Below are 26647 nucleotides of genomic sequence, written 5' to 3'. Positions count from 1 at the left end.
TGCAGGTTGATTTATTGCCACTCTGCGCTGCCACGCCCTCCGGCTTCGCTGCGGCCATGGTTCACTGACCCGGAGATCCCAGCGGCGCTGCTCCAGTGAGCACCTGGTTGGAGTCGAGCGAGGACCACTGCGAAAAGGAGCCCGGGAAGAGTGCCGCCCTGAATCCGGCGATTTCCAGGGCAGCGATCTCGTGGGCTGCCGTTACGCCGGAACCGCAGTAAACCGCTACCTTGCTGCCCTCGTCGATGCCCAGGGCCGCAAATCTATTGCGGAGCTGGGCTGCGCGGAGGAACGTGCCGTCCGGTCCGAGGTTTCCGGCTGTGGGGGCGCTCAGCGCGCCGGGAATGTGTCCCGCGCGGGGATCAATGGGTTCGATTTCGCCGCGGTAGCGCTCCCCGGCCCGGGCATCGAGAAGAATTCCGTGGTTGTGCCACTCCGCTGCCTCGTCCATGGTGATCGCATCCATGTGGCCGTGTCCCAGCACCACATCGCCGGGAACCGGCGGCTGCTCGTCCTGCGCCAACGGGTGGCCGGCCGCTCGCCAGGCACCCAGTCCGCCGTCGAGCAGGAAGACGGAATGGAAACCGGCGTCCCGGAGCAGCCACCACAACCGCGCCGCGGCGGTGCTGCCGCTGTCGTCGTACGCAACCACGGTGTCGCCGTCGTTGATGCCCCAGGCCCGGGCGCTTCGCTGCAGCGCGGCGGTGGGCGGCAACGGGTGCCTGCCCCGGCCCTCGGCCGATGGATCGGCGAGTTCGTTGTGCAGGTCGACATAGACCGCGCCAGGAATGTGTGCCTGGCGGAAGTGCGAATGGCCGTGCGGATCGCCCAACACCCACCGAACATCGAGCAAAACAGTCCGCTTGCCCGCGTCCATGCGGTCCTTGAGCGAGGCTACGTCAATGATCGTGGCCATCAAATCTCCTTCGTTACGCTGTGCCTACCAAACGACGTCGAAGCTGCCGCCGTGCAGCTGCCAACCGGCTACCAGCCTATCCTTGGGCGGCCGCCGCCGCCGGTAGGCTGGATCGGTGAGCACTCTACGCAACCAGGACCGGGCTTGGGCCAGCGAGGCAATCCGACGCATCGAAGCCGAGAACAACCGCTCGGCGGATACGCACCTCTACGCGGTGCCGCTCCCCGAACACTGGGGAGTCCAGCTCTACCTCAAGGACGAGTCCACGCACCGTTCGGGCAGCCTCAAGCACCGATTGGCCCGCTCGCTTTTCCTCTACGGCCTGGTCAACGGCTGGATCACGGAAGGGACCACCATCGTCGAGGCTTCCAGTGGAAGCACGGCTGTGTCCGAGGCCTACTTCGCCAGGCTGATCGGGCTTCCGTTCATCGCCGTGATGACCCGGACCACCAGCCCCGAAAAGATCGCCCTCATCGAAGAGTTCGGTGGCACCTGCCTCCTCGTGGATCACGCCTCGGAGGTCTATGCGATGGCCGAGGAGGTTGCCCGGACGTCCGGCGGTTACTACATGGACCAATTCACTTTTGCTGAGCGCGCCACCGACTGGCGGGGCAACAACAACATCGCGGAATCGATCTTCGAGCAGCTGGCCCTCGAAGAGCATCCGGTGCCCGAGTGGATCGTCGTGGGCGCCGGCACCGGCGGAACCAGCGCCACCATCGGCCGGTACCTGCGGTACCACTGCCACTCAACCCGGCTGGCAGTGGTCGATCCCGAAAATTCCGCGTTCTATCCCGGCTGGCGCGACGGCGTCCCGGACTACTCGACGGGCATGCCGTCCAGGATCGAAGGCATCGGACGGCCGCGCATGGAGCCCAGCTTTGTGCCGGCCGTCATCGACACCATGATCCAGGTTCCCGATGCCGCCTCTGTGGCTGCCATGCGGCACCTGCGCCGGCTGGCCGGACTGCACGCCGGGCCTTCCACGGGAACCAACCTGTGGGGCGTTTGCCAACTGATTGCCGAGATGGTGGCCCGGGGAAAGCGCGGCAGCATTGTGTCGCTCATGTGCGACGCCGGCGATCGCTACGCGGGGAGCTACTACAACCCGGACTGGCTAGCCGAGCGTGGACTGGATCCGGCCCCGTACGAGGCCGTGCTCGCTGACTTCTTCGAGACAGGCATCTGGCCGCCCAGCATGTAGACGGCGCACTATTTAGGGGCGCGACGGACTGAGCTAGACCTCCACCGATTCCCGCGGCGACAACCTCGCATAGCTGGTACCGTACTTCGCGCCGATCCTGGTCACATGGGCTTCCACCAATCCGCGTCCCAGTTCGTTGAGGAGGCCATCGTGGACCGGATAGGCCTTGGGCGCTCGGACCGCGATCACGAAGTCAACCACCTCGCCCACCTTTGACCACGGCGCGTGGATTGGCACCAGCAGGGTTTGTACGTCGACGCCATCAGGGACAACGAACGAGTCCCCCGGGTGGAAGACGTTTTCGTCCACGAGGTAGCCGATGTTGGCCACGACCGGAATCTGCGGGTGGATGAGGGCATGCTGGCCTCCGAAGGAACGAATCGCGAAGCCCCCCGCTTCAAAGGACGTCCCGGGTTCGACGGCGTGTACCCGATCGCCGTCGTCGCCCGCCTTCGCGGCCAGCTGGGAAGCGATTCCCGAGGGTGCGTGCACCTGAAGTCCCGGGTTTCCCTTGAGGGCCCCGACGACGGCGTCCGCGTCCACATGGTCGGCGTGCTCATGCGTGATCAGCACCGCGTGGGCACCTGCGAGGGCTTCCTCGGACTCGGAAAAAGTCCCTGGGTCGATCACGAGGACCTGACTGTCCTTTTGCAGGCGGACACAAGCGTGGGTGAACTTGGTGAGCTTCATGCAGCCAGCCTAGGGCGGGCCTGCAATGGTGTCCACGAACCGACGTCCGAGCGTGGCCTGCTGGTAACGTTGGTACTTGCGAACATCCACATCGAAATGAGTCCACGAATGTCACAGGGCGCCCATGCCGCCACGTCCGGGCCCGCAGCCCGGTCGCTTCCGGATGCGAAGGATCCCGCCGTCAAGGAGCAGCGCGTCACCAAGCAACGCCTTGCGGTCAGCGCCGCCCTGGACGAACTTGACGACTTCGTGAGCACGCAGGAACTGTACCGGCTGCTCCAGAACCAGGGCGTTTCCGTGTCCCTGGCAACGGCGTATCGCATTCTGCAGTCGCTTGCCGACGACGGCCTTATCGATGTGCTGAGGAACGCCGATGGCGAAGCCGTCTACCGCCGCTGTGCCGTCACGGGCCACCACCATCATCTGCTGTGCCGCAATTGCGGCAAGGCCGTCGAAGTGGAAGCTCCAGCCGTCGAGACGTGGGCGGCCCGGGTGGCTGCCGAGAACGGCTACACCGAAGTGGCGCACACGGTGGAGATTTTCGGTCTCTGCCCTGAGTGCAGCGCCAAGAAGGCTGCGGGCCTGCTCTAGCCGGCTACCGTCTGGTCCTGGATAGCCTCGCCCACGGCGGCGTGGGGACGAACGATCCTGCCGTTGATTCCCCGTTTGGCCCGTACGTTGCCGATGATCCGGCACACCACATAGATCAGGAACGACAAAGTGGTGACATACGGGCTGATCGGAATCCGGCTGCCGAGCGCCAGGAGAATTCCACCCACGGTGGCAGTGATCGCAAAGACCACGCTCAACAAGACCACGAGCCGCGGCGACGTGGTCACCCGCAGGGCAGCAGCCGCGGGCGTGATCAACAATGCCAGGACCAGAAGCGCGCCGACTATCTGGATGGACAGGGCAACGCTGACGCCGAGCAACACCATGAAGGCAATCGCCAAGCCACGGACAGGCACTCCCCTGGCTTCCGCCATCTCGGGGTCCACGCTCGCGAAGCTGAGCGGGCGCCAAATTGCGGCCAGTGCGAGCATGACCACCACAGCCGTGCCTGCCAGGACCTGGAGCTGGACGGTGTCCACCGAAACGATCTGGCCGGTCAGTAGCCCGAACTTGTTGGCAGCCCGGCCCTGGTAGAGGGCCAGGAACAAGATGCCAAGGCCCAGGCCGAACGGCATGATGACGCCAATGATCGAGTTCTTATCCCGCGCCCGGACGCCCATGAGTCCCAGAAGCAGCGCAGCCGCGACGGATCCCGCAAGCGAACCGAAAATGATGTCCGCCCCGATGAGCAGGGCGAAGGAGGCACCGGCGAAGGACAACTCCGAAATGCCGTGCACCGCGAAGGCGAGGTCCCGCTTCATGACGAAAGTGCCGATGAGCCCGCCGAGCAGGCCTAGGACTGCACCGGCCCAGATGGAATTCTGGACGAGCGCCAGCAGTTCGCCATAGTTTTCAAAGTTGAAGATGGTGTGCAGTATGCTTCCGAGATCCATTTAGTGACCTTCCTCAACACCGGCGTGAGCGTCATCGTGGTAGTGGGTCGTCGCGTCCGGAAGCCCGACGACGACGATCCTGCCGTTCGCGCGGATGACCTCAACGCGGCTGTTGTACAGCTCGGACAGGACCTCGGTGGTCATGACCTCCTCCGGTGTTCCCACCCGGAACCTGCCGCCTGCAAGGTAAAGAACCCGGTCGACGTAGTCGATGACCGGGTTGATCTCGTGGGTCACGAACACGACCGCGCTGTTCCGCTCGTGGCATTGCTGGTTGATGAGGGCACTCACGGCCTGCTGGTGGTGCAGGTCCAAGGACAGCAGCGGTTCGTCACAGAGGAGGAGTTCAGGGGCCGCGGCAAGGGCTTGCGCAACGCGGAGCCGCTGTTGCTCGCCGCCGGACAATTGGCCAAGCGGCACGCGGGCGTAGTCGCTCGCCCCCACCAAGTCCAGGAGCGAGTCGACGCGTTGATTGACGGCTTTGGCCTTGATCCGCAGGCCCCAGCGGTGGCCGTCGACGCCGAGGGCAACCAGGTCCCTGGCACGCAAGGGCGTATCCGGAGCAAAGGACTTCTGCTGCGGTATGTAGCCGATCTTCCGGCTGCCACGTTCCACGGCGTGTCCGGCCACGGTCACCGTCCCCGAGTGAAGCTGCTGCAAACCGAGGAGGACTTTGAGGAAGCTGGTCTTGCCGCTGCCGTTGGGGCCGAGCACAGCGAAGAACTCACCCGCCAGGATGTCCACGTCGAGGTCCTTCCAGAGGGCCCGTTGGCCAAACTGGAGGCCCGCGCCGCGAAGGCTCACTACCGGTGTCAAAAAGATTCCTCGATCCATGGGGTTCGCGAAGCGATGGTGCTGGTGGCCAGCTCTTGGATGAACGGAGAGGGCCCCGCAGCCGCCCTGTATATCTTAGGACGATTGCGGGGCCCGTCTGCTCTTACATGCCGGCGCCGTTTACTTGTTCAGGGCAGCAGCAACGTTGCCCACATTGTCCGTCATCCAGGCGACGTAGTCCTTGCCCTCGGGAAGTGTCTCGGTGAAACCGATCACCGGAACCCCGGCGGCGGTTGCGGCGGCCTTCAGCTTTTCCGTCTCGGCGCTTGCAGTCTGTTCGTTGTACGCAAGGAAGCGAACGGACTTCGACGAAATCAGATCGCTCGTTTCCTTGACTGCTGCCGGCGGAACGTCCGAGCCGACTTCAATAGCGTGGCTGAATTCCTCCGGCGTCTTGTTCTCCAAGCCTGCAGCTTCAAGCAAATACCCGGGAACGGGCTCCGTGATGGCGACCGGAGCGGAACCCTTGGACGACTTGATTTCAGCGACTTTGGCGCTGAGTCCGGTCAGCGAGGACTTGAACTTGCCGGCGTTGGCCGTAAAGCTCTTGGCATCGGCCGGCTTCAGGCTTCCAAGCTTCGCAGCGACGGCGTCGGCCACTTTCGCCATGGCGTCGAAGTTGTACCAGACGTGCTCGTTGAACCCTTCCGGCACCGCTGAGGGGGATGTGCTGCTCGTCCCCGCGGGAAGGAGCCCCGAAACGTTGACCGCAGTGATCGTCTTGTCCGCAGCCACCTTGCTGTCATCGGCCAGCTTGCTGAAGAAGTCGTCGTAGCCCGCGCCGTTGTCGATCACCAATTGGGCTTTGGAGACGACCAGTTTGTCCTGGGTGCTTGCCTCGTAGGAGTGCGGATCCTGGCCGGTCTTGCTGATGATGGACGTGACAGACACCTTGTCACCGCCGACGCTCTTGGCGATGTCGCCGTACACGCTGGTGGAGGCGACCACGTCGATCACTCCCGACGACGACGGCGCCGTCGCGGCGGGTGCCGAGCATGCGGCAAGCAGGACGGCAACGCCGCCGGAGGCGGCAAGGGAAGCAACTGCGGCAAGGGAATGACGGGCGGCGGTACGGCGCACGGGAACCTCGGATCTACCGAATCAAGCACAACAGGGGACTCAAATGAGTGTACCCACAAATGGGAATGATTCCTATTTAGAATTCCAGGCGGGTCCTGCCGGCCCCTCGGGGCCAGCAGGAGGCTAGGCTGACTCGGGTCCGCCCAGCCGCCGGATTCCCCTGGCCTGGGTGGCGTCACGGATCTCGCCCACAAGCTGTTCGATAACGTCCTCCAGGAACAACACTCCAAGGGTCGCGCCACCTGTCCCCACAACGCGGCCGAGGTGCGAGCCGGTCCGCTGCATCACGGCCATGGCATCTTCAATTTCGTCCTCGGGCGCGAGGTTCACGAGGGACCGGATCCGGCTCTCCGCGATCGGATAGCGGCGTCCCTCTTCGGGGATGGAAAGCACATCCTTGATGTGCAGGTAACCGGTCAACTCGCCGTCGTCGTCCAACACGGGGAAACGGGAGAAACCGGTACGGCTGACCGCCTTCTCGAGTTGACGCGGCGTAGAGCCAGGCTTGAGCGTTACGAGTTTGTCCAGCGGAACCATGATGTGCGCCGCGGTGTGCTCGGAAAACTCCAAAGCGCCGCTCAGCAGGCCGGCGTCGTCGTCCACGAGCCCGTGGCGGGTCGATTCCTGCACGATCGACTGCACTTCTTCCAGCGTGAAGGAGGAAGTCACCTCGTCCTTGGGCTCGATTTTCATCAGTCGAAGGATGCGGTTTGCCAGCCAGTTCAGGGTCCAGATGACGGGCTTCACGAAACGGGCCACGTGGACCAACGGCGGCGCCAGCAGCAACGCTGCCTTGTCTGCGACCGAAACAGAGATGTTCTTGGGGACCATCTCGCCAAAGGTCACATGCAGGAACGTGACCGCCAGCAAGGCAACCGCAAACGCTATAACGTCCGCCAATTCAACAGGGACGCCTACGGATTCCAGCGGCGCTCCCAGCAAATGGTGGATGGCAGGCTCGGCCACGAGGAGGATCAGCAAGGAACACACGGTGATGCCGAGTTGGGCACACGCCAACATCAGCGAGACGTGTTCCATTGCGTACAGAGTGGTCTGCGCGCGCTTGGAACCGCGTTGGGCCAAAGGCTCAATCTGGCTGCGGCGCGCAGACATGACGGCAAACTCGGCGCCGACAAAGAAGGCGTTGCCGATCAACAGCACCACGAGCCACAGGATTCCTACCCAGTCGCTCATGCGGCACGTCCTTTGCGGCTGGTTTTGGCCATGGGGTTGCCAACGGCATCGCCTGCCGAACCGCCGGAGCCCTTACTCAACCGTTTGCCCGCCTGCTTCCTGCTTTGCCATCCGCCCGAATCGCTTTCCGTAGCGCCTTTATCGTCGTCGCCGTCATCGTCGGCGTCGGGCGCCGTGGGGTGGAAGCAAATGCGGTCGATCCGGCGGCCGTCCATACGGGTGACGGCCAAGGTGCCGCCGCCGGCCTCGACAACGTCGCCCACCAACGCGATCCGTCCAAGTTGGCTCATGACGTAACCACCCACGGTCTCGTAGGCGGGGTCGTCGGGAACCGTGAGGCCAGGGATCTGCTCGCTGACCTCGTCCGGGCGCAAGAGTCCAGGGAAATACCAGTCCCCCGAGGCGCTCTGCAGCAGTCCAGGACGGACTTTGTCGTGCTCATCCGCAACTTCGCCGACGATTTCCTCCACGAGGTCCTCAAGGGTCGCGATCCCCGCGGTTCCGCCGTACTCGTCAAGCACCACCGCGAGTTGCAGGTTGCCCTCGCGAAGTTCCAAAAGCAGGGCGTCAAGGTGGATGGTCTCGGGAACGCTCAGGACCTCGGACATGATTGCTCCGGCTTCCAGCCGGCTCCTGCGTTCCGACGGGACGGACACGGCTTTCTTGATGTGCACCACGCCCCTGATGTCATCGGCCGATTCGCCGATGACCGGGAAGCGCGAATATCCGGTCCGCCGCGCCGCTTCGATGATGTCCGATACCGGCTGGTCGGCGTCGATGGTTTCCATGCGGATGCGCGGGGTCATGACGTCCGCCGCCGTACGCGCCGAGAAGTTCAGGGTCCGGGCAACAAAGTTGGCCGTGCCGGCGTCGAGGGTTCCCAGCTCTGCCGAACGGCGTACCAGGGAGGCAAGTTCAGAAGGCGAGCGGGCACCCGAGATCTCTTCCTTGGCCTCGAGTCCGACGAGGTTGAGCATCTTGTTCGAGAAACCATTGAGCAGAACGATTGCGGGCTTGAACACGGCCGTGAACATCAGTTGCGGGCGGGCCAACGCCCGGCCCAGCGGGAATGCCAGGGCCAGGGCCATGTTCTTCGGGACGAGTTCGCCGATCAGCATCGACAAAACGGTGGCGAAAGTCATGGCCAGGATGAGTGACAAGGACTGCGCAGCGGCCTCAGGCAGCCCGGCCCAAAGCAGGGGTCCGTGCAAGAGGGAGCCGACGGATGGCTCCATGACGAAGCCGGTCAACAAGGTGGTGAGGGTGATCCCCAATTGGCAGCTGGAGAGCTGGGTGGAGAGGGACTTCAGGCATTTGAGCAACGCCGCGGCGGCATGGTCGCCGCCGTCGACCGCTCTTTGGACCGTTGACTGGTCAAGCGCCACGAGCGAGAATTCGACCGCGACAAAGAAGCCGGTACCCAGAACGAGGAGCACGCCGGCCAGAAGGAAAAGCCACTCCATCAGAGGCCGCCGGATGGTGCGGACGGCTGGAGCAGGGCGCCAGGAAGACTAATGGCTGGTTGACCCGGCGGAGGTTGGTCGGACGCTGCGGAAGAACTATCCGCCGACCGGCCGGCCTGGAGCTCCGGGGTGCGATGGGCATGTGTACGGGCATTGCCGGCTCTGTGGGTGCGTTGCTCGGAGATAGCCGAACGGCTTCCCCCGCAGCTCCCAGGCCGGCACCTAGAATTACTGTCCATAAGAATTCAAGTCTACAGTCCGGCCGCGGCGCGGCTTCACGCGACTTCACCGGCCGGGTTCGAGATCCGCGACGCTAAAACGGCAGGAAAAACCCGGGAAAAAAGATGCACCTCGGGACATGGAAGCCGGGGCATATCGCGATCGGCATGATTTAGATCACCACTATTGGCAGATAGCCGTCGCTCGTCACTAGACTGGCTAGGGTCTGAGTTCGCGGGACCCAGACCCTGGCTCGCCTTTGCACCTCCTGCAGTTCCCCGGGCCAGCTGGAAATCAACACTCATGGAAGAGGCGTATTTCAAGTGCCAGAGCAGCCAAGCCACCGTCTACCCGAGGAATTTGGCGGAAACGAGTGGCTCGTTGACGAACTGTACGAGCGGTACCAGCAGGACAAGAATTCGGTCGACGCCAAATGGTGGCCGCTTTTCGAGTCTTTCGACACCGCTGACGGCACTTCTTCCAACGGAACCTCCGCAGCCCCTGCCAACCCTCCCACTCGCGAGATTCCTGTCGTGGCACAGGCCGCCGCAACGGCAATGACGCCGGCCGCGCCTGTGGTTGCCCCGGCAGCCACCCCTGCCGCCCCCGCACCTGCTCCGGCTGCTCCAGCAGCACCGGTCAAGAAGGCTCCGGCCACTGTCGCCAAGGACGGCGCGCAGAAGCCATCCGACGGCAGCCAGTCCCAGCCGATCCCGGCACAGCTCCCCAAGAGCACCAAGGCTCCCACTCCCCCGGAAGAGGACGTCGTCTCCGTCCTCCGTGGTCCCGCCAAGGCCATTGCGTCCAACATGGTCATGAGCCTTGAGGTTCCTACCGCCACGAGCGTCAGGGCCGTTCCTGCCAAACTCCTGATCGACAACCGCGTTGTCATCAATTCCAACCTCGCCCGCGCCCGTGGCGGCAAGGTCTCCTTCACCCACCTCATCGGCTACGCAGTGGTCCGCGCCCTGTCCCAGTTCCCGTCGATGAACGTGTACTACGACGAAGTAGATGGCAAGCCCGTTGCCGTGCAGCCCGCACACGTCAACTTCGGCATCGCCATTGACATGCCCAAGCCCGACGGCACGCGCCTCCTGATGGTTCCCAACATCAAGAAGGCCGAGACCATGAACTTCGCGGAGTTCTGGCACACCTACGAAGACCTCATCAAGCGTGCGCGCAACGGCAAGCTCACGGCGGACGACCACGCGGGGACCACAGTATCCCTGACAAACCCGGGTGGCATCGGTACCGTGCACTCCGTGCCCCGGCTCTCCAAGGGCCAGGCGGCCATCATCGGCGTCGGGGCCCTCGACTACCCGGCTGAGTGGCAGGGCGCCAGCGAGAAGATCATCGCCCAGAACGCCATCAGCAAGATCCTCACGCTGACGTCCACGTACGACCACCGCGTCATCCAGGGCGCCGGAAGCGGCGAGTTCCTCAAGCTCGTCCACCAGCTGCTCCTCGGTGCCCAGAACTTCTACGACGAGATCTTCGAAGCACTCCGCATCCCCTACGAGCCCGTGCGTTGGAGCCCCGATCTCCAGGTCGACCCCGCTGACGAGATCAACAAGGTTGCCCGCATCCAGCAGTTGATCCACTCCTACCGGGTCCGCGGCCACCTCATGGCCGACACCAACCCGCTCGAATACGTCCAGCGCAAGCACCCGGACCTCGACGTGCTGACCTATGGCCTCACCCTGTGGGACCTGGACCGCGAGTGGCCTACCGGCGGATTCGGCGGCAAGCCGATGCTCAAGTTCCGCGACATCCTGGGCGTCCTCCGCGATGCTTACTGCCGCACTACGGGCATTGAGTACATGCACATCCAGGAGCCTGAAGAACGCAAGTGGTTCCAGGACCAGGTGGAGCACCCGTACTCCAAGCCGAGCCGCGAAGAGCAGCTTCGCATCGTTTCCAAGCTCAACGCAGCAGAGGCCTTCGAGACCTTCCTTCAGACCAAGTTCGTGGGCCAGAAGCGGTTCTCCCTCGAAGGCGGGGAATCCCTGATTCCGCTGCTGGACACCATCATTTCCGACGCCGCCGACGACGGACTCGACGAAGTCGCGATCGGCATGGCCCACCGTGGCCGCCTCAACGTGCTCACCAACATCGCGGGCAAGACGTACGCCCAGGTGTTCCGCGAGTTCGAAGGCACCCAGGACCCCCGCTCCGTGCAGGGCTCGGGCGACGTCAAGTACCACCTGGGCACTGAAGGAACGTTCACTTCGGACAACGGCAATGAGACCAAGGTCTACCTCGCCGCCAACCCGTCCCACCTTGAAGCGGTTGACTCCGTGCTTGAAGGCATTGTCCGGGCCAAGCAAGACCGGCTGGACCAGGGCGAAGCGTTCCCCGTGTTGCCCATCATGGTCCACGGCGATGCCGCCTTTGCCGGCCAGGGCGTTGTGGCGGAAACCCTCAACTTGTCCCAGCTGCGTGGTTACCGTACCGGTGGAACCATCCACATCATCGTGAACAACCAGGTGGGCTTCACCACCGCACCGTCGTCGTCGCGATCCTCGACGTACTCCACCGACGTGGCCAAGATGATCCAGGCTCCGGTCTTCCACGTGAACGGTGACGACCCCGAGGCCGTGGTGCGCATCGCGCAGTTGGCCTACGAGTTCCGCCAGCGCTTCCACAAGGACGTCATTGTGGACATGGTGTGCTACCGCCGCCGTGGACACAACGAGGGCGACGACCCCTCGATGACGCAGCCGCTCATGTACAACCTCATCGAAGCCAAGCGCTCCGTCCGCAAGCTCTACACGGAATCCCTCATCGGCCGTGGCGACATCACCGAGGACGAAGCCGAACAGTTGCTGCGCGACTACCAGGAACGCCTCGAACGCGTCTTCGCGGAGACGCACGCGGCGCAGACTTCGCCTATCCCGATCATCACGGCGGATTCCGCCGCGGTTTCGGACATCGAGCGTCCCATCGCCCAGCAGGCGGACTTCGGCACCAACGCGCCGGCCACCACCGCCATTTCAGCCGAAATGCTGCAGAGGATCGGCCAGGCGCACCTCGACATTCCGGAAGGCTTCACGGTCCACTCCAAGCTCAAGCAACTGCTTGAGAAGCGCGAGCAGATGTCCCGCGAAGGCGGCATCGACTGGGGCTTCGGCGAGATCGCGGCTTTTGGTTCGCTTGTCATGGAGGGCGTACCCGTCCGCCTTGCCGGCCAGGACTCCCGCCGTGGCACGTTCGTGCAGCGTCACGCCGTCTTCCACGACCGCGCCAACGGACGCGAATGGATGCCGCTAGGCAACCTGAGCGACGAGCAGGCCAAGCTGTGGATCTACGACTCCTTGTTGTCCGAATACGCAGCCATGGGCTTCGAATACGGCTACTCCGTGGAACGCCCGGACGCATTGGTGTTGTGGGAAGCCCAGTTCGGTGACTTCGTCAACGGTGCACAGACCATCATCGACGAATTCATCTCCTCGGCCGAGCAGAAGTGGGGCCAGCGTTCCTCGCTCGTGCTCATGCTGCCTCACGGCTACGAAGGCCAGGGGCCGGACCACTCGTCCGCACGCATCGAGCGCTTCCTGCAGCTTTGTGCCGAGGACAACATGATCGTGGCGAATCCCACCACTGCTGCCTCGCACTTCCACTTGTTGCGCCGGCAGGCCTACAGTCGTCCGCGCAAGCCGCTCATCATCTTCACCCCGAAGCAGCTTTTGCGCCTCAAGGGTGCAGCTTCCGCTGTGGAGGACTTCACCACGGGCGGCTTCAAGCCGGTTATCGGCGAACACGAGCCCCTTCAGGCCCAGAACATCGACCGCGTGATCCTGGTTTCCGGCCGGCTCTATTACGATCTCCTGTCGAACCGCCAGAAGACCGGCGACACCTCGACGGCAATCATCCGCCTGGAGCAGCTGTACCCGCTGCCCCAGGCCCAGATCGAGGCGGAACTGGCCAAGTACCCGAACGCCGACATCGTCTGGGCACAGGACGAACCCGCCAACCAGGGTCCGTGGCCGTTCATCGGCTTGAACCTGCCGCAGGCACTGGACCGCAAGGTCCGGCTCGTTTCGCGTCCGGCATCGGCCTCCACGGCAGCCGGTTCCATGAAGCGCCACAGCGCCGAACAGGCCACATTGCTGAAGCAGGCATTCGAACGCAAGTAAGACGGCGGCTGCCCGGCTGGAGGTTCAATACCCGCTTCCAGCCGGGCAGTTCTGTTTAATGGAACAAGTGTCCGGTGATACAGCCGCCCGGCCGGGCACAGTGCAAGGACCGCAACGTTTGGTGAAGAGGTAACTGTGGAAGACAGGAAGCTGCGCATCGCAGCTGTTGGTGATGAACTACTCGCCGGGCTCGGTGATCCCAGGGCCTTGGGCTGGCTCGGACGGGTTCTTGCACGGACTCCACAGGACTCCGTCCTTGTGGAAAGCTATTCTCTTCCGTGCCCTATGGAGGGCACAGAAGGCCTTGCGGCGCGCTGGCTCGACGAAGCCGGGAGACGCTTCAGCAACGTCCACGAAAACCGCCTGGTGATCGGCCTGTCCGGCCGCGACATCGAATTCGGCGTCTCCACAGCACGCAGCCGCCTCAATCTGGCCAATATCCTGGACGGGGCGTCCCAAAGCAACATCGAAGTATTCGTCGTCGGTCCGCCGCCCACGCTGGACCCGGCCAAAAACCGTCGGATCGCGGATCTCAACGCGGCATTTGCGGACGTCACCACCCGCCGCAACCATCACTACGTCGACACGTTCTCGCCTTTGATCAACCACGAACAATGGCGTACGGACCTCGCCGCGAATGGCGGCACCCCTGGCCAGGCGGGGTACGGACTCATGGCCTGGCTCGTGTTGCACCGCGGTTGGTTCCAGTGGCTGAGGATCGCCCAGCCGGAATAGCCGCGGCCGGAGATGCCCTTTCTCGCGCGCAAGACCCATTGCCAACTTGGATATCGCGATATATCGTGTGTACATAAACGCGATATATCGCAATTTCCGTAGTGCAGCAGCAATGGAGGGGTCATGTCAGAAGAAAACTGGACCGTCACCGGTCCCCGGACCATCGACGTCGACGGCGTCCGCTCACTCAAGCTGGGGATCGTCAAGGGCCGCTTCGACGTCGTCACGCACGACGAAGCAACCACCAGGATCGAAGTCTCGGAGATCGCCGGCGATCCACTGAGCGTCAGCCTCATTGACGGCCGGCTCGAAGTCCGCCACCAGTTGCACGGCCCGCAGGGCTGGTTCCGCAACCTGATGGGGACCGTCAACAACACCAGCACCAACACGATCGTGATCAGCATCGCGCTGCCAGCCGGCGTCGACGTCGAGGCAGGAACCGTGGGCGGCGACGGCATGGTGTCGGGCGTCAGCGGCCATATCCGCCTCAATACAGTTTCCGGGTCAGTCCTCGCGGACGGCACGCGGGGCGAGCTCCACGTCAACACCGTCAGCGGTGAAGTCATCGCCCGGAACCACGACGGCGTCATGACCGCCAAGAGCGTCTCGGGCGAAGTGACGGCTTCGGGCCGTTTCAAGAATATCCGTGCCAATACCGTCAGCGGCGACCTCAGCTTCGACCTTCACGGCTTTACCCAGGACTTCGGAGCCAATTCCGTTTCAGGCGACCTCACCGTCCGCCTGCCGCATGATGTGGGCGTGGACATCGTGGCCAAAACGGCCGGTGGCACTGTGATGATCGATGACCAGCTCTACGCGCAGTCAGGCGGCAGGGTCCAGACCATCGTTGGCCCCGACGAGCGGCTCATGGTGGCACGTACCAATTCCGTGTCCGGAAAAACCTCCATCATCCATGGCAGTGCGCCAACACCTGGAACAACGCACCCAGTCCCCGGAGAAGAGGAAGCCTGATGCCGCCCGTCTTTGCCCACGGAGCCCTCCGGCTCTACCTGCTGGCACTCCTGGAATCGGGCCCCAAGCACGGCTACGAGCTCATCAAGGCCCTCGGCGAACGCTTCGGCGGGACCTACTCCCCCAGTGCCGGAACCATCTACCCGCGCCTTGGCAAACTCGAGGAGGAGGGCCTTGTAGCCACCAGCAGCGACGGGCGCCGCACCAACTACTCCATCACCCCGGCCGGACTGGCGGAGCTCAACAGCCGGCGGCAGGAACTGGCCGACGTCGAGGACAACATCTCCGCCTCCGTGCGGCGGTTGGCCGACAATCTCCGCGACGATATCCGCAGCAACATGCGCGGCTTGCGTGCGGACCTGGCCGCGACCGCCGAAGCTGCGCGAGCCAATGCGAAGTCCGCGGAATTCCAGTCATGGGCCGGAAGCTACTCTCCGGAGGGACACCGCATCCTGAAGGAAGCCGAAATGATGGTCCAGTCCTTCCGCGATGACATACGCGTGGAGCTACGGCAGCACGCCGGCTCCAAGGCCCTGACACCGATTGCCCTCGAAACCGTGCGCACCGTCCTGGACCAGGCCAGGATCTCCATCCGGAATTCCCTGCGCGGCTGAGTCCGAAATCCCGCGGGGCTGGCCGGCACGGTTCGCGGGGCGGCCCCGTGATGTGGGAGACTGGAGGGCAGCTTTATTGAGTATCAAGAATCTAAGGAGGCCAGCTATGAGCAAGCGTGCACGTAAGCGTCGTGACCGTAAGCGCGGCGGCGCAAACCACGGCAAGCGTCCCAACACCTAAGCCAGCGGCTTAGCGTAAGACTTAATGCGGAGGGCCCCGGAAACCATCAGGTTTCCGGGGCCCTTGCCGTTTAAGGCTCTTACACGTCCACGGACTTCATAGCGTGGATCCTGTCCAGGATCGAGTTCTTGAGATTCTCAGGAGCCGCTTCCGTACAGGAGCGCTTTACCACGGTGCGGATGACGCACTCAAGGTCGTATTGCTCGGTGCACTCCGGGCAGTCTTCCAGATGCACTTTGATCTCTGCGATGTCCTCGCGGGTCAACGCACCATCGAGGTACTCGTAGATACGCTGCATCCGAGCATCGTCGCAGTCGCCCAATCCTTGGCAGCTCATTTCCTTTTCTCCTGTTTTTTGCTTGTGGCCGCGCCCACGGCCTTTTCTTCCGCGCCGGCGCTGATTCCCCGTTCCGCGGCATAGTCCGCCAGCAGATCGCGCAACATTTTCCTACCGCGATGAAGCCGGGACATGACCGTCCCGATCGGGGTATTCATGATGTCTGATATTTCCTTGTATGCGAAGCCTTCGACGTCAGCGAAGTACACCGCGAGCCGGAATTCCTCCGGAATGGACTGCAAGGCGCTCTTCACATCCGAGTCCGGCAAATGATCCAGTGCCTCCGCCTCCGCAGAGCGCAGCCCCGCGGACGTATGGGATTCCGCCCGCGCCAACTGCCAGTCTTCGATGGAGTCCGAATTCGACTGCAACGGTTCGCGCTGCCGCTTCCGGTAGAGGTTGATGTACGTGTTGGTCAGGATGCGGTACAGCCACGCCTTGAGGTTGGTGCCCGGCTTGTACTGGTGGAAGGCTGAGAAGGCCTTGGTGTAGGCCTCCTGGACCAGGTCCTCGGCGTCGGACGGATTCCTGGCCATGCGCATGGCAGCCGAATAGAGCTGGTCGACATACTGCATGGCGTCGCGTTCGAAGCGCGCCCTCCGCTGCTCGGGGGTCTCGGTTGCGAAGTCCACTGCAATCTCGACGTCGGCCTCAACAGTTGCGTCGCCGTCGGACGTTGCGTCCGTGACTTCGGTCGCTGCTGCTTTGTACATGGCCGCTGCGGCCGGATCCATGGTGCTCATTGCATCCAAGTCTACTGTCACCCTCCGGGAGTCCCTTGGCAGCTCCCGCCCAAGCGCCAAGTGTCCCTCGCGGTCCTTAACCAAGGCCAAAAAACCATCTCCACTCGAACGACATGACAAAGCGCGGCACAACACACACGCCATAATCCAAGGTCCAGCCCATACCGCACCTTCTTCTGACAACGGCAAGCTCCGGGCAAATATTCCGCAAAGATGCAAGACTAGATCCGACTGCACCCCGTGAACACCGCACCACTTGAACGCAACACCACTTGAACACTGTGGCAAGCCATCCAGGAGGCAAAACATGTCCCTCGTCCGTTTTCTCGCCAGGCCAATGTTGGCTTCCAGTTTTGTCGTCGCAGGGCTGGACAAGCTCAAGAACGCGGATGACACTGCCAAACAGCTCTCTCCGCTGCTCCGCCGCGCGGCCGAGTCGCTGCCTTTCCCGGCGGACGAGAAAGTGCTGGCTCGAGTCATCGGCGGCGCGCAAGTGGGGGCCGGCGCTTTGCTGGCCCTCGGCAAATGCTCCCGGTTCTCGGCAAGCCTGCTCGCCGGCATCTCGATCCTGAATACCTTTGTCGAGTGGCGTTCCGCGGACATCAGCACCAAGGAAGGCCGGCTCGCCCGCCGCGCCCAGTTGCTCAAGAACATTTCGCTGACGGGCGGCGTTTTCCTCGCCGCCGTCGACACCGCGGGCAAGCCGAGCCTTGCATGGCGCGCGGAACACCTCGCCATGGACGCCAAGAAGGCCACAGGCAAGCAGTTCAAGAAGACAGACCGGGCCGTCCGCAAGGCCGTAGACAACGCAGTTGGAGCATAAGGAAGCATGCCAGGAACCCCCGCCACGCAGACAGACGATTCAGGGAGCACCACAACCTCCGCACTCCCCCTGTGGCCGGCACCCTTCGCCAGCCACCCCGTGGATGCCACGGTCACGGTTCCTGGTTCGAAGTCCCTGACCAACCGCTATCTGGTCCTGGCGGCACTGGCCAACGGCCCAAGCAGGCTGCGGGCACCCTTGCATTCGCGGGATTCCGCACTGATGGTCGAGGCGCTGCGCCGGCTTGGCGCCACGATTACCGAGGTTCCCGGCGACGGACACTACGGCCCGGACCTTGAAGTCACTCCGATCGACCCCGTGGCTGCCGCATCGGAGACCGCCATCGACTGTGGCCTGGCCGGTACGGTCATGCGTTTCGTGCCGCCGCTCGCGGCCCTTCGCAACGGCGCTTCGGTGTTCGACGGCGATCCGCACGCACGCCAACGTCCCATGGGCACTATCATCGAAGCCCTCCGGACACTCGGGGTGGAAGTCAGCGCACTGGACGGGCACGCGGCGAGCTCCCTGCCGTTCAAGGTATCCGGCATGGGCTCTGTCCGCGGTGGCCACTTGGTGATCGACGCGAGCGCTTCTTCGCAATTCGTTTCAGCCCTGTTGCTGGTCGGTGCCCGGTTCGATGAGGGCCTGCACCTGGAGCATGTCGGCAAGCCCGTGCCGAGCCTCGACCACATCAACATGACCGTCTCGGTCCTGCGCGGCGTCGGAGTGCAGGTGGATGACACCGTGCCGAACCATTGGCGCGTCGCCCCCGGTACCATCCAGGCGTTCGACGAGAGGATCGAGCAGGATCTCTCCAACGCGGGTCCCTTCCTCGCCGCGGCGTTGGCCACGAAGGGAACTGTCCGGATCCCCAACTGGCCGGCCAACACAACGCAAGTCGGGGACCTCTGGCGGGACATCCTCGCCACCATGGGTGCCACTGTCACGCTGGACAACGGCACGCTGACCGTCACCGGCGGCCCGGAGATCCTGGGTGCGGACTTCGACGAAACCAGCGAACTCGCCCCTACCGTTGCGGCATTGTGCGCCCTGGCAACCAGCCCTTCCCGGCTCACCGGCATCGCTCATTTGCGGGGCCACGAAACGGACAGACTTGCCGCGCTCGTCACGGAAATCAACCGGCTTGGCGGCGACGCCGAGGAAACCAGCGACGGCCTGGTGATCCGGCCCGCGACGCTGCACGCCGGCGTCGTGCACAGCTATGCCGACCACCGCATGGCTACCGCGGGCGCCATCCTTGGGCTCGCCGTCGAGGGTGTCCAGGTTGAAGACATCGCGACGACCTCCAAGACCATGCCCGAATTTCCGCAAATCTGGGCATCGATGCTCAGTGCCGGCCCAGCGGGCGCGGACACCGTTTCAACGGAGACAAGCAACTAACGATGGCCCGCGACGCAAGCTCCTGGGATGAGTCCGATGTCCGGATCCGCCCCAACAAGAAGGGCACACGCCCCCGCACGAAGGACCGCCCCAGCCACGACGACGCCGTGATCGGGCGCATCATCACAGTCGACCGAGGCCGCTACACCGCAATCGTGGGCGAAAGCTCGGACAACGAGCGCATTGTGATTGCCGCACGCGCCCGGGAACTGAGGCGCTCGCCCGTGGTTCCCGGAGACTTCGTGGCCCTCGTCGGCGATGTGTCCGGAGCCCCGGACACCCTCGCCCGTCTCGTGCGCGTCGAGGAGCGAAAGACCCTCCTGCGACGAAGCGCCGACGACACGGATCCGATCGAACGGGCCGTTGTCGCCAACGCCGACCAGCTCGTGGTGGTGGTTGCGGCCGCCAACCCGGAGCCGCGCACCGGATTCATCGACCGCGCCTTGGTGGCAGCGTACGACGCCGGAATCGAGCCGCTGCTGCTCGTCACCAAAGCGGACGTCAAGGATCCGACGGAATTGCTCGCCAACTATGTGAGCCTTGGCTTCCCCATCATCATCAGCCGGACGGCCGACGCCGGCGCCTCCGGCATCGATGCCCGTTCAGACGACGGCCTCTCCGCCCGCCTTGATGGCGACGCCGTCGGCCAATTACGGGACTACCTCGACGGCAAGGTCACCGTTCTCCTAGGCCATTCCGGCGTCGGGAAGTCCACGATGGTGAATGCCCTCACCGGCGCCGAGCGCGCCACGGGCGGGGTCAACGCCGTGACGGGCCGGGGACGGCACACTTCGTCCTCCGCCCTCGCACTGAAGCTCAGCGATGCCCCCGGTGGCAGCTGGATCATCGATACGCCCGGCATCCGCTCCTTCGGCCTCGCCCACGTGAACCCGGACCGCATCCTGCATGCCTTCCCGGATCTGGAACCCGGAACGGAGATGTGCGAGCGAGGCTGCAAGCACGATGCCTCCGCGGTTCGATGCGGACTGGATCCCTGGGTGGCCGACGGCCACGCCGGCGAGGCAGGTCCGGCCCGCTTGGCGTCGTTGCGCCGGCTCCTCGGCGCGGACCCGCGCATGGAAGCCCAGGAGACCAAGGAATTGGGTACGGTCAACTAACTGCGCGCCTGCCGTCCTACCTCCCCGGCTCACCGGCGAATAGACGGTAGTTTGGAACCATGACCCAACCCGATTCGAGCTACAACGACGACCTGCGGCTGGCACACGTCCTGGCCGACTCCGTCGATTCCCTGACAATGGAGCGGTTCAAGGCACTGGACCTCCAGGTCGAGACCAAACCCGACCTGAGCCCCGTCACCGATGCCGACAAAGCAGCCGAGGAAGCAATCCGCGGGCAGCTCTCCCGCTCCCGCCCCCGCGACGCCGTCCTCGGGGAAGAATTCGGCAGCACGGGCCACGGCTCGAGGCGTTGGATCATCGACCCCATTGACGGGACCAAGAACTTCGTGCGTGGCGTACCCGTCTGGGCTACGCTGATCGCCCTCGTGGACGAGGGTGAGGTGGTAGTGGGACTCGTGAGCGCTCCGGCGCTCGGCAAGCGTTGGTGGGCGGCCAAGGGCTCGGGCGCCTACATGGGCCGGTCGCTCGCCGCAGCCACCCGGTTGAAGGTTTCCAACGTGTCGCGGCTCGAAGACGCCTCGCTTTCCTACTCCGAGCTTTCCGAATGGAAGCAGCACGATAAACTGGACAACTTCCTGGGCCTCGAGAACGATGTCTGGCGCAGCCGTGCGTACGGCGATTTCTGGTCGTATTGCCTCGTGGCCGAGGGCGCCGTGGACATCGCCGCCGAACCGGAACTCCAGGTCTACGACATGGCGGCTTTGGTGCCGATCGTGACGGAAGCCGGCGGGCGCTTCACGTCCTTGGACGGTGCGGATGGTCCCTTCGGCGGAAACGCCGTCGCCACCAACTCGATCCTGCACTCCGAGGTCCTCAAGAGGCTCAACCCCGAGCTCGACGACCTCCTCTAGTCCAGTCTCTCCACTGAATAAACGACGGCGGACGCCCCCTTTTGGGGGTGTCCGCTGTTTTTTCTTCGGCAGAAGGCACCTTTTTCCCGCGGTGTAATAATCCGCTTAACAATCGCCGGTCACATTGGAATGAGCCTTGCCGGTGTCCTACGCTCTTTACAGGTCACGAGTGCCAGCGCGAAACCCCGGTTTGCTGGCCGGCAACCCTCCATCGCGGCGGGGTGCCCCGGGTGACGACCCGGCCGGTCCGGAACGGATGCGGCAAGCGCGGACCCCCTGCACGCAGGGGTCCCTCTTGAGTGAGGTCCCATGAGCACAGCCACATTTACTTCCGCGGCTCTTTCGCTGAACAACGAATCTGCGCAGCACCGCGGTGAAACCCTCCCCCGGGCATCGCGTCCACTCGCCGCGGTCACCGGCGCGGAGTTGCAGGCACCCTTGATCCAGGGCGGCCACATCCGCTACGCCAACCTTGACTACGGCGCTTCCGCACCTGCCCTGACGGTGGTTTCCGCATACCTCAACGAGATCCTGCCGTACTACGCGAGCGTCCACCGCGGCGCAGGCTATGCTTCCCAAATCAGCACCTCGGTCTATGAAAACGCCCGCAACATCGTCCGTGACTTCGTTGGCGGGCGGCCGGACGATTCGGTCATTTTCACGCGCAACACCACCGATTCCCTCAATCTACTGGCCGGCTGCCTGCCGGTTGAGGACGGTCGACAAATTGGCGAAGTCCTTTACCTGGACATCGAGCACCACGCCAACCTCCTCCCGTGGCAAAGTGTCCCCCACCGCAGCATCGTTGCCGCGGGAACGTTGTCCGAGACCGTCGCCAATGTCCGCACAGCGCTCTCCCACGGCGGCGTCAGCCTTCTGGCTGTCACCGGCGCGTCAAACGTGACCGGCGAAATCCTGCCCATCAAGGAACTCGCTGCCTTGGCCCACGAATTCGGGGCGCGGATTGTGGTGGACGCGGCGCAACTCGCCCCGCACCGCAGAATCGACATCGCCGCAGCGGATGTCGACTACTTGGTTTTCTCGGGGCACAAGCTTTATGCACCGTTCGGCGCAGGTGTCCTGGTGGGCCGTCCCGACTGGCTCGACGCCGGCACACCGCACCTGGCCGGAGGCGGCGCCGTCCGCGAAGCGCGCCTCGATTCCGTCAGCTGGGCCACAGGACCGGCCAGGCACGAAGGCGGCTCGCCGAACGTACTCGGCGCGGCCACACTCGCCCGGGCCACGCAGGTCATCGCCAGCCTCGACCACGATGAATGGCACGCCCACGAGGCAGCCATCCGATCACATCTGGTCGAGGGCCTCAAGCAAATCGACGGCGTGACCGTGCACCAGATCTTCAGCGACACGGATCCCCAGGACACCATCGGCGTCGTGAACTTCTCGCTCCAGGGCTACGACGCCGGACTTGTGGCTGCCTATCTTGCGGCCGAGCACGGCATTGGCCTGCGCGACGGACGCTTTTGCGCCCACCCGCTCCTCAAGCGCCTCGGTCTACCCTCCGGATCACTTCGAGCCAGTTTCGGCGTGGGCTCGCGCTTGGAAGACGCCACCCGGCTCATTGCGGGCATCCAGGCGCTCAAGAGCAACGGCCTCGGCTGGGACTACGTGGTGGATGCCGGCCGCTGGGTGCCGGCGAACGACCACCGCAGCTACCCGGAGTGGGCTCCCAACACTCCCGGGACCGCGGGAGCCGCTCCCTGCAGCACCGACTGATTGCGGTAGATTCGTAGGGTATTTTTCCTGTCCTACGAAGGAGTTCCTGCGTGGCCCCGCGACCCAAAGGCACGTCAGCCGGCCCCAAGCTCTATGAGGAACGGCGCCTTGAGCTCGGCCGGAGTTTCCAGGACGGCGGGGAACACTATGACCGTGTGCGGCCCGGCTACCCTGCGGACTCGGCTGACTGGCTGCTACCGGAGGGCGCGCGGGACGCGGCAGACATCGGCGCCGGCACCGGAAAGTTCACCGATCTTCTGGTCGAGCGTGGGCTGGCGGTGTCCGCGGTGGACCCCTCCACGGACATGCTCACGCAACTGCGCAAAACGTATCCACACGTTATCGCCCTGGAGGGTACGGCCGAGGCAACTGGACTGGCGGACTCAGCATTCGACGTCGTCAGCGCTGCCCAGGCCTGGCACTGGTGCGATCCCTTCGCCGCCAGCACCGAGATCGCCCGGATCCTTCGGCCCCAGGGCGTCATCGGCTTGATCTGGAACCAACTGGACACGTCAGTGCCCTGGGTCCATCGCTTGTCCCGCATCATGCATGCCGGCGACGTCCACAAACCGGACTTCCGGCCTGTGGTGGGCCCGGAGTTCGCCGGCCTCGAAAGCCACGTGACGCGTTGGGAGGATCCGGTGACGCCGGCGGACATCCTCGAACTCGTGAAGTCGCGCAGCTACTACCTGAGGGCGGACGACGCCACCCGGGCCAAGGTCATGGGCAACCTCCGGTGGTACCTCTTCGAACATCTGGGCCATGCCGAGGGCGAGGTCATCCCGTTGCCCTATCTCACGCTGAGCTGGCGGGCGCGGAAAGTCTGATGCCGCCGGTTCACGATAGGCTTGGAACCGTGAAGACCAGTGCGCCCTCCTCCTCGATCGAGGACTACGTCAAGGTCATCTACTCCTTTACGGAGTGGCAGGACAAACCCATCACGTCCTCACAGCTCGCGCAGCGGCTCGGTGTCGCCAATTCCTCCGTCTCGGAGATGGTCCGCAAGCTCAAGGACCAAGGCCTGGTTGACCATCAGCCCTACAGCGCCATTACTTTGACCCCCCAGGGAATGCAGCTTGCCCTGGGCATGGTCCGCCGGCACCGCCTGATCGAGACCTACCTCGTGAGGGAGTTGGGCTACAGCTGGGATGAAGTCCACGACGAGGCCGAGATGCTCGAGCACGCCGTCTCGGACACCTTCATCGATCGCATGGCCGCCAAGCTGGGCAACCCCGGACGCGATCCCCACGGTGACCCCATCCCCGCTGCGGACGGTTCGGTGAGCCTGCCGCATGCGCACCGGATGATCGAGCTCGACGACGGCCATTCCGGGAAGATCACCCGGATCAGCGACGAAAACCCGGAGCTGCTGCGGTACCTGTCTGCCGAGGAAATCGACCTCGATGCCAGCATCGAGGTGATTGGCCGCAAACCGTTCGGCGGTGCGCTCGTGGTCCGGATCGGAAAAGGTCCGGGCAGCCGCGACTACGATCTCGCCGATGAGGTCGCGTCGGCGCTCTGGGTGGCCACGGACGCCGTCCACGAAGGCTGCGTACTCGCGGAACGCTGACGAAACTGTGTCCTGGAAAGCCGGAGTCTTGGAAAGCGCGTCTTAGAAAGGGCTGTTCAGGCGCGCCGGGCAGCCGTCCCGCCGTCGTCGGGCGCTTGACCTTCCGGAGAGTCCACCACCGCGACGCCCAAGACCGGGTTCCGGATCCCGACGGCGGATGCCACCGCGCCGAGGAAGAACAGCACGGCCGTGACCACCACGGCATTCATGAGGCCTTGGCGGGTGAAGACCGGGCCGATGATGAGCCCGGCAAACGCGATGCAGATCAGGCCTGCGATACGGGCAACGGCGTTGTTCACTGCGGAACCGATCCCTGCCTCGTCGGTGGGTACCGCGCCGAGGATGGCCGCGGTGAGGGGCGCCACCAAGGTGCTCAGGCCGATCCCGAAGACGATCTGCCCGGGCAGCACTTGCGTCCAGTAGTTTAATGGCTCCTGGACGGCCAACGTCATGAGAAAACCGACTCCGCAGATGAACGGCCCGGCAGTCATGAACCACCGCGGACCGTACTTGCCGGCCAGTCCGCCGAAGAATGAGGCCGTGAGCATCAGGAGGACGGTCGCGGGAAGCAACGCGATGCCCGCAGTGGTTGCTTTCATCCCTCCCACTTGCTGCAAGTAGATGCCTACGGCGAAGAAGCCGAGGGACAGGGCGCCGTAAATGGCCAGCGTGGCGATGTTTCCCCAACCGAAATTACGGATGCCGAAGAGCCGAAGGGGCAGCATTGGTTCCGGTGTCCTGGCTTCGTGGATCAGGAAGAGGACCAAGGCAACGGCTCCGACGGCGAGCGGCATCCAGACCACCATGTTGCTCCAGCCCATGCGCCCTTGTTCGATGAAAGCGTAGACCGGGCCACCGAGTCCCACCATGGCCAGGAATGCGCCGAGGTAGTCGATCTTCTTGCTTGTGTCCGTGGCGGCATCGGACTTCCGCAGCCCCGCGAGGATCGGCCAGACGGCGACGGCCGGAACCACATTGATAAAGAAGATGACGCGCCAGGACAGCAGATCGACGGATGCGCCGCCGATCAACGGGGCGACAATGGCGGCCGCGCTGGTCCAGCCGGACCATTGGCCGATTGCCTTGGACTGCGCGGGCCCGGAGAAGAACGTGACGATCATGGCGAGCGAACTCGGGACAAGCAGTGCCCCGGCGATCCCCTGCAGGGCCCGCGACACCACGAGCACTTCCCCGTTCCAGGCGAGACCGCACGTGACGGAGGTGAGGGTGAAGCCGGCGAGTCCCCACTCCAGGATGCGCGCGCGGCCGAAATGGTCCGAGAGGGATCCGGCGACCAGGATCAGTGCGCCGAGGGTCAAAAGGTAGGCATCCACCACCCATTGCTGGATGACGAGGCCACCACCGAGTTCGCGGCCAATCGCCGGGAGCGCGAGGTTCACCACGAAGCCATCCAAAATGGCGATGAAGGAAGCCACAATAGCCACAACAAGGACCCGCTTTTGAAGCGGGGTGCTTGGCAGCAGGGCCGCTGCGTCGGTCATGAGCACAGCCTACGCCTGCTTGTCCGCTCCAGTCCGGATTCCTGCCCGATCCTGCCGCGGCGAAAGTCCCGTATCGTTGAATGGTGATTAGCAGACGTGACGCCGCACTGGCCCTTGATATTTCGATGGAAATGGCCCAACGCCACGGCATCCCCTCCAGGCTTTCAAAGGCCGAGCTGAGCGAGCTGCAAGACAATCCACCGCAGTGGCTCATCCAATCCCGCGCCAACCGCACCGGGAAGCGTCCTGTGTGGGTGCACCTGAGCTGCGTCGTCTGCGGTTACACCGAGGCTGCGCGTCCCAAGAAATGGTGGCCGGAGTTCACCTACGTTTTCTGTGGCCACCACCGGAACAGCGAGGTTCCCGGAATCCTGCCCGGAGAGGTCCGCAGCGAATACGAAGGAATCGGCACGCGGTTCGTGGGCATTGTGGACGTCCCGGCTTCCGAAGCCTAGTTGCCTGGGCGTTCAACGTCCGGTTGCTTTCGCCTGAAACAGGCGTAGCTTACAAGGAGAGGGCCTTTCAGGACCCTCTTTGCAGGATCTGCAGGGAAGATCCGTAGTTAGGGAGCATGACATGCCTGACAAAGCGCCGCACCAGCACGAGACGAAGAAGAGTATCAAGTCCATCAAGGAGAAACGGGCAGTGAAGCGTGCGAAGCACGAATCCGACGCCGCCGTGGATCCTGTGGCCCATTTGAGGATGCGGAAGAAGTAGCAAAAAGCCGGAGCCACCTTGAACTGCTCCCCGAAAGTTGGACTGGCTAAGTAAGATCCTAAGCCGCGAGGGCCTGGGCACGGTATT

At 64.0% G+C, this 26647-nt stretch carries 26 protein-coding genes and 1 riboswitch; of the genes, 16 read left to right on the top strand and 10 right to left on the bottom strand.

The features are described from left to right. Window positions 1-61 precede the first annotated feature (61 nt). Window positions 62-916 carry a sulfurtransferase gene (locus tag ABEA18_RS22030; protein ID WP_345452800.1) on the bottom strand — a complete coding sequence of 285 codons (855 nt, stop codon included), beginning with the start codon at window positions 914-916 and terminating at the stop codon, window positions 62-64. 115 nt (window positions 917-1031) lie between these two features. On the opposite strand from ABEA18_RS22030, the gene cds1 reads away from it, so the two are divergent. Next, entirely contained in the window at window positions 1032-2120 is a 1089-nt protein-coding gene (gene cds1, locus ABEA18_RS22025; RefSeq protein WP_345452798.1) for an L-cysteine desulfhydrase Cds1, read from the top strand. 33 nt (window positions 2121-2153) lie between these two features. Here the strand turns inward: cds1 and ABEA18_RS22020 are convergent, their stop codons facing one another. After that, window positions 2154-2810, bottom strand: a complete 657-nt coding sequence (locus ABEA18_RS22020; RefSeq protein WP_345452796.1) for an MBL fold metallo-hydrolase — start codon at window positions 2808-2810, stop codon at window positions 2154-2156. Between the two features lie 108 nt (window positions 2811-2918). Here ABEA18_RS22020 and ABEA18_RS22015 point away from each other — a divergent pair, with 108 nt between their 5' ends. Continuing rightward, entirely contained in the window at window positions 2919-3401 is a 483-nt protein-coding gene (locus tag ABEA18_RS22015; RefSeq protein ID WP_345452795.1) for a Fur family transcriptional regulator, read from the top strand. On the opposite strand, the gene ABEA18_RS22010 is transcribed toward ABEA18_RS22015, so the two are convergent. The 5 genes from ABEA18_RS22010 to ABEA18_RS21990 form a co-directional block, all read right to left on the bottom strand. Further along, window positions 3398-4315: a metal ABC transporter permease gene (locus ABEA18_RS22010; RefSeq protein WP_345452794.1), complete on the bottom strand. Its 918-nt coding sequence runs from the start codon at window positions 4313-4315 to the stop codon at window positions 3398-3400. The two genes, ABEA18_RS22015 and ABEA18_RS22010, sit on opposite strands and share 4 nt — an antisense overlap. After that, window positions 4316-5149: a metal ABC transporter ATP-binding protein gene (locus ABEA18_RS22005; protein ID WP_425550563.1), complete on the bottom strand. Its 834-nt coding sequence runs from the start codon at window positions 5147-5149 to the stop codon at window positions 4316-4318. Window positions 5150-5269: 120 nt separating this feature from the next. Beyond that, a complete protein-coding gene (locus ABEA18_RS22000) occupies window positions 5270-6229 on the bottom strand; it encodes a metal ABC transporter solute-binding protein, Zn/Mn family (protein ID WP_345452790.1) in 960 nt (319 codons plus the stop codon). 123 nt (window positions 6230-6352) lie between these two features. Then, complete coding sequence (locus tag ABEA18_RS21995) at window positions 6353-7423, bottom strand: hemolysin family protein (protein ID WP_345452788.1); 1071 nt, start codon at window positions 7421-7423, stop codon at window positions 6353-6355. Continuing rightward, window positions 7420-8886 carry a hemolysin family protein gene (locus tag ABEA18_RS21990; RefSeq protein ID WP_345452786.1) on the bottom strand — a complete coding sequence of 489 codons (1467 nt, stop codon included), beginning with the start codon at window positions 8884-8886 and terminating at the stop codon, window positions 7420-7422. The genes ABEA18_RS21995 and ABEA18_RS21990 overlap by 4 nt, the downstream gene beginning before the upstream one ends. Before the next feature lie 542 nt (window positions 8887-9428). On the opposite strand from ABEA18_RS21990, the gene ABEA18_RS21985 reads away from it, so the two are divergent. From ABEA18_RS21985 to ABEA18_RS24740, 5 genes are all read left to right on the top strand, one after another. Further along, entirely contained in the window at window positions 9429-13241 is a 3813-nt protein-coding gene (locus ABEA18_RS21985) for a multifunctional oxoglutarate decarboxylase/oxoglutarate dehydrogenase thiamine pyrophosphate-binding subunit/dihydrolipoyllysine-residue succinyltransferase subunit (RefSeq protein ID WP_345452784.1), read from the top strand. A 135-nt stretch (window positions 13242-13376) separates the two neighbouring features. Further along, window positions 13377-13976 (top strand): GDSL-type esterase/lipase family protein, encoded by a 600-nt coding sequence (locus ABEA18_RS21980; RefSeq protein WP_345452782.1) that lies wholly within the window; start codon window positions 13377-13379, stop codon window positions 13974-13976. 123 nt (window positions 13977-14099) lie between these two features. After that, the gene (locus ABEA18_RS21975; RefSeq protein WP_345452780.1) at window positions 14100-14948 is read left to right on the top strand and encodes a DUF4097 family beta strand repeat-containing protein; all 849 of its coding nucleotides are present in this window, start codon (window positions 14100-14102) and stop codon (window positions 14946-14948) included. Beyond that, window positions 14948-15562 (top strand): PadR family transcriptional regulator, encoded by a 615-nt coding sequence (locus ABEA18_RS21970; RefSeq protein ID WP_345452778.1) that lies wholly within the window; start codon window positions 14948-14950, stop codon window positions 15560-15562. Before ABEA18_RS21975 ends, ABEA18_RS21970 begins: the two co-directional genes overlap by 1 nt. A gap of 106 nt (window positions 15563-15668) precedes the next feature. Then, window positions 15669-15743 carry a 50S ribosomal protein bL37 gene (locus tag ABEA18_RS24740; RefSeq protein ID WP_369299106.1) on the top strand — a complete coding sequence of 25 codons (75 nt, stop codon included), beginning with the start codon at window positions 15669-15671 and terminating at the stop codon, window positions 15741-15743. A 79-nt stretch (window positions 15744-15822) separates the two neighbouring features. Here the strand turns inward: ABEA18_RS24740 and rsrA are convergent, their stop codons facing one another. Next, window positions 15823-16080 (bottom strand): mycothiol system anti-sigma-R factor, encoded by a 258-nt coding sequence (rsrA, locus tag ABEA18_RS21965; protein WP_028264789.1) that lies wholly within the window; start codon window positions 16078-16080, stop codon window positions 15823-15825. Further along, on the bottom strand, window positions 16077-16913 hold the full coding sequence (locus ABEA18_RS21960) for a sigma-70 family RNA polymerase sigma factor (protein ID WP_425550562.1): 837 nt from the start codon (window positions 16911-16913) through the stop codon (window positions 16077-16079). Before ABEA18_RS21960 ends, rsrA begins: the two co-directional genes overlap by 4 nt. Window positions 16914-17130: 217 nt before the next feature. On the opposite strand from ABEA18_RS21960, the gene ABEA18_RS21955 reads away from it, so the two are divergent. From ABEA18_RS21955 to ABEA18_RS21925, 7 genes are all read left to right on the top strand, one after another. Beyond that, window positions 17131-17646 carry a DoxX family protein gene (locus ABEA18_RS21955; protein ID WP_345452774.1) on the top strand — a complete coding sequence of 172 codons (516 nt, stop codon included), beginning with the start codon at window positions 17131-17133 and terminating at the stop codon, window positions 17644-17646. Between the two features lie 6 nt (window positions 17647-17652). Next, the gene (aroA, locus tag ABEA18_RS21950; RefSeq protein ID WP_345452772.1) at window positions 17653-19047 is read left to right on the top strand and encodes a 3-phosphoshikimate 1-carboxyvinyltransferase; all 1395 of its coding nucleotides are present in this window, start codon (window positions 17653-17655) and stop codon (window positions 19045-19047) included. Window positions 19048-19049: 2 nt separating this feature from the next. Beyond that, window positions 19050-20165 carry a ribosome small subunit-dependent GTPase A gene (rsgA, locus tag ABEA18_RS21945; protein WP_345452770.1) on the top strand — a complete coding sequence of 372 codons (1116 nt, stop codon included), beginning with the start codon at window positions 19050-19052 and terminating at the stop codon, window positions 20163-20165. Between the two features lie 59 nt (window positions 20166-20224). Then, window positions 20225-21037, top strand: a complete 813-nt coding sequence (gene hisN, locus ABEA18_RS21940) for a histidinol-phosphatase (protein ID WP_236811797.1) — start codon at window positions 20225-20227, stop codon at window positions 21035-21037. Window positions 21038-21198: 161 nt separating this feature from the next. Further along, a riboswitch (SAM riboswitch) is annotated at window positions 21199-21311 on the top strand. 35 nt (window positions 21312-21346) lie between these two features. Then, window positions 21347-22771, top strand: a complete 1425-nt coding sequence (locus ABEA18_RS21935) for an aminotransferase class V-fold PLP-dependent enzyme (RefSeq protein WP_345452765.1) — start codon at window positions 21347-21349, stop codon at window positions 22769-22771. A gap of 50 nt (window positions 22772-22821) precedes the next feature. Beyond that, window positions 22822-23598 (top strand): class I SAM-dependent methyltransferase, encoded by a 777-nt coding sequence (locus ABEA18_RS21930; protein WP_345452763.1) that lies wholly within the window; start codon window positions 22822-22824, stop codon window positions 23596-23598. 29 nt (window positions 23599-23627) lie between these two features. Then, entirely contained in the window at window positions 23628-24341 is a 714-nt protein-coding gene (locus ABEA18_RS21925; protein WP_345452761.1) for a metal-dependent transcriptional regulator, read from the top strand. 56 nt (window positions 24342-24397) lie between these two features. Here the strand turns inward: ABEA18_RS21925 and ABEA18_RS21920 are convergent, their stop codons facing one another. Beyond that, a complete protein-coding gene (locus ABEA18_RS21920; RefSeq protein ID WP_425550561.1) occupies window positions 24398-25849 on the bottom strand; it encodes an MFS transporter in 1452 nt (483 codons plus the stop codon). Between the two features lie 74 nt (window positions 25850-25923). Here ABEA18_RS21920 and ABEA18_RS21915 point away from each other — a divergent pair, with 74 nt between their 5' ends. Together ABEA18_RS21915 and ABEA18_RS21910 are read left to right on the top strand one after the other, a co-directional pair. Further along, on the top strand, window positions 25924-26298 hold the full coding sequence (locus ABEA18_RS21915) for a hypothetical protein (protein ID WP_345452757.1): 375 nt from the start codon (window positions 25924-25926) through the stop codon (window positions 26296-26298). Window positions 26299-26419: 121 nt separating this feature from the next. Continuing rightward, window positions 26420-26560, top strand: coding sequence for a hypothetical protein (locus ABEA18_RS21910; RefSeq protein WP_172465476.1), 141 nt, complete (start codon window positions 26420-26422; stop codon window positions 26558-26560). The last annotated feature ends 87 nt before the right edge of the window (window positions 26561-26647 follow it).

The sequence above is a fragment of the Arthrobacter gyeryongensis genome, assembly GCF_039543785.1.
Classification (GTDB): domain Bacteria; phylum Actinomycetota; class Actinomycetes; order Actinomycetales; family Micrococcaceae; genus Arthrobacter; species Arthrobacter gyeryongensis.
This window is presented reverse-complemented; position numbering and strand designations above follow the sequence as displayed.

Coding starts and splice junctions, on each gene's coding strand:
- ABEA18_RS21995 (WP_345452788.1), bottom strand. CDS start 7,423: ATGAGCGACTGGGTAGGAATCCTGTGGCTCGTGGTGCTGTTGATCGGC.
- rsgA (WP_345452770.1), top strand. CDS start 19,050: ATGGCCCGCGACGCAAGCTCCTGGGATGAGTCCGATGTCCGGATCCGC.
- ABEA18_RS22020 (WP_345452796.1), bottom strand. CDS start 2,810: ATGAAGCTCACCAAGTTCACCCACGCTTGTGTCCGCCTGCAAAAGGAC.
- rsrA (WP_028264789.1), bottom strand. CDS start 16,080: ATGAGCTGCCAAGGATTGGGCGACTGCGACGATGCTCGGATGCAGCGT.
- ABEA18_RS21975 (WP_345452780.1), top strand. CDS start 14,100: ATGTCAGAAGAAAACTGGACCGTCACCGGTCCCCGGACCATCGACGTC.
- ABEA18_RS21955 (WP_345452774.1), top strand. CDS start 17,131: ATGTCCCTCGTCCGTTTTCTCGCCAGGCCAATGTTGGCTTCCAGTTTT.
- ABEA18_RS21990 (WP_345452786.1), bottom strand. CDS start 8,886: ATGGAGTGGCTTTTCCTTCTGGCCGGCGTGCTCCTCGTTCTGGGTACC.
- ABEA18_RS21970 (WP_345452778.1), top strand. CDS start 14,948: ATGCCGCCCGTCTTTGCCCACGGAGCCCTCCGGCTCTACCTGCTGGCA.
- ABEA18_RS22010 (WP_345452794.1), bottom strand. CDS start 4,315: ATGGATCTCGGAAGCATACTGCACACCATCTTCAACTTTGAAAACTAT.
- ABEA18_RS21935 (WP_345452765.1), top strand. CDS start 21,347: ATGAGCACAGCCACATTTACTTCCGCGGCTCTTTCGCTGAACAACGAA.
- hisN (WP_236811797.1), top strand. CDS start 20,225: ATGACCCAACCCGATTCGAGCTACAACGACGACCTGCGGCTGGCACAC.
- ABEA18_RS22005 (WP_425550563.1), bottom strand. CDS start 5,149: ATGGATCGAGGAATCTTTTTGACACCGGTAGTGAGCCTTCGCGGCGCG.
- ABEA18_RS22015 (WP_345452795.1), top strand. CDS start 2,919: ATGTCACAGGGCGCCCATGCCGCCACGTCCGGGCCCGCAGCCCGGTCG.
- ABEA18_RS21915 (WP_345452757.1), top strand. CDS start 25,924: ATGGTGATTAGCAGACGTGACGCCGCACTGGCCCTTGATATTTCGATG.
- aroA (WP_345452772.1), top strand. CDS start 17,653: ATGCCAGGAACCCCCGCCACGCAGACAGACGATTCAGGGAGCACCACA.
- ABEA18_RS22030 (WP_345452800.1), bottom strand. CDS start 916: ATGGCCACGATCATTGACGTAGCCTCGCTCAAGGACCGCATGGACGCG.
- ABEA18_RS21910 (WP_172465476.1), top strand. CDS start 26,420: ATGCCTGACAAAGCGCCGCACCAGCACGAGACGAAGAAGAGTATCAAG.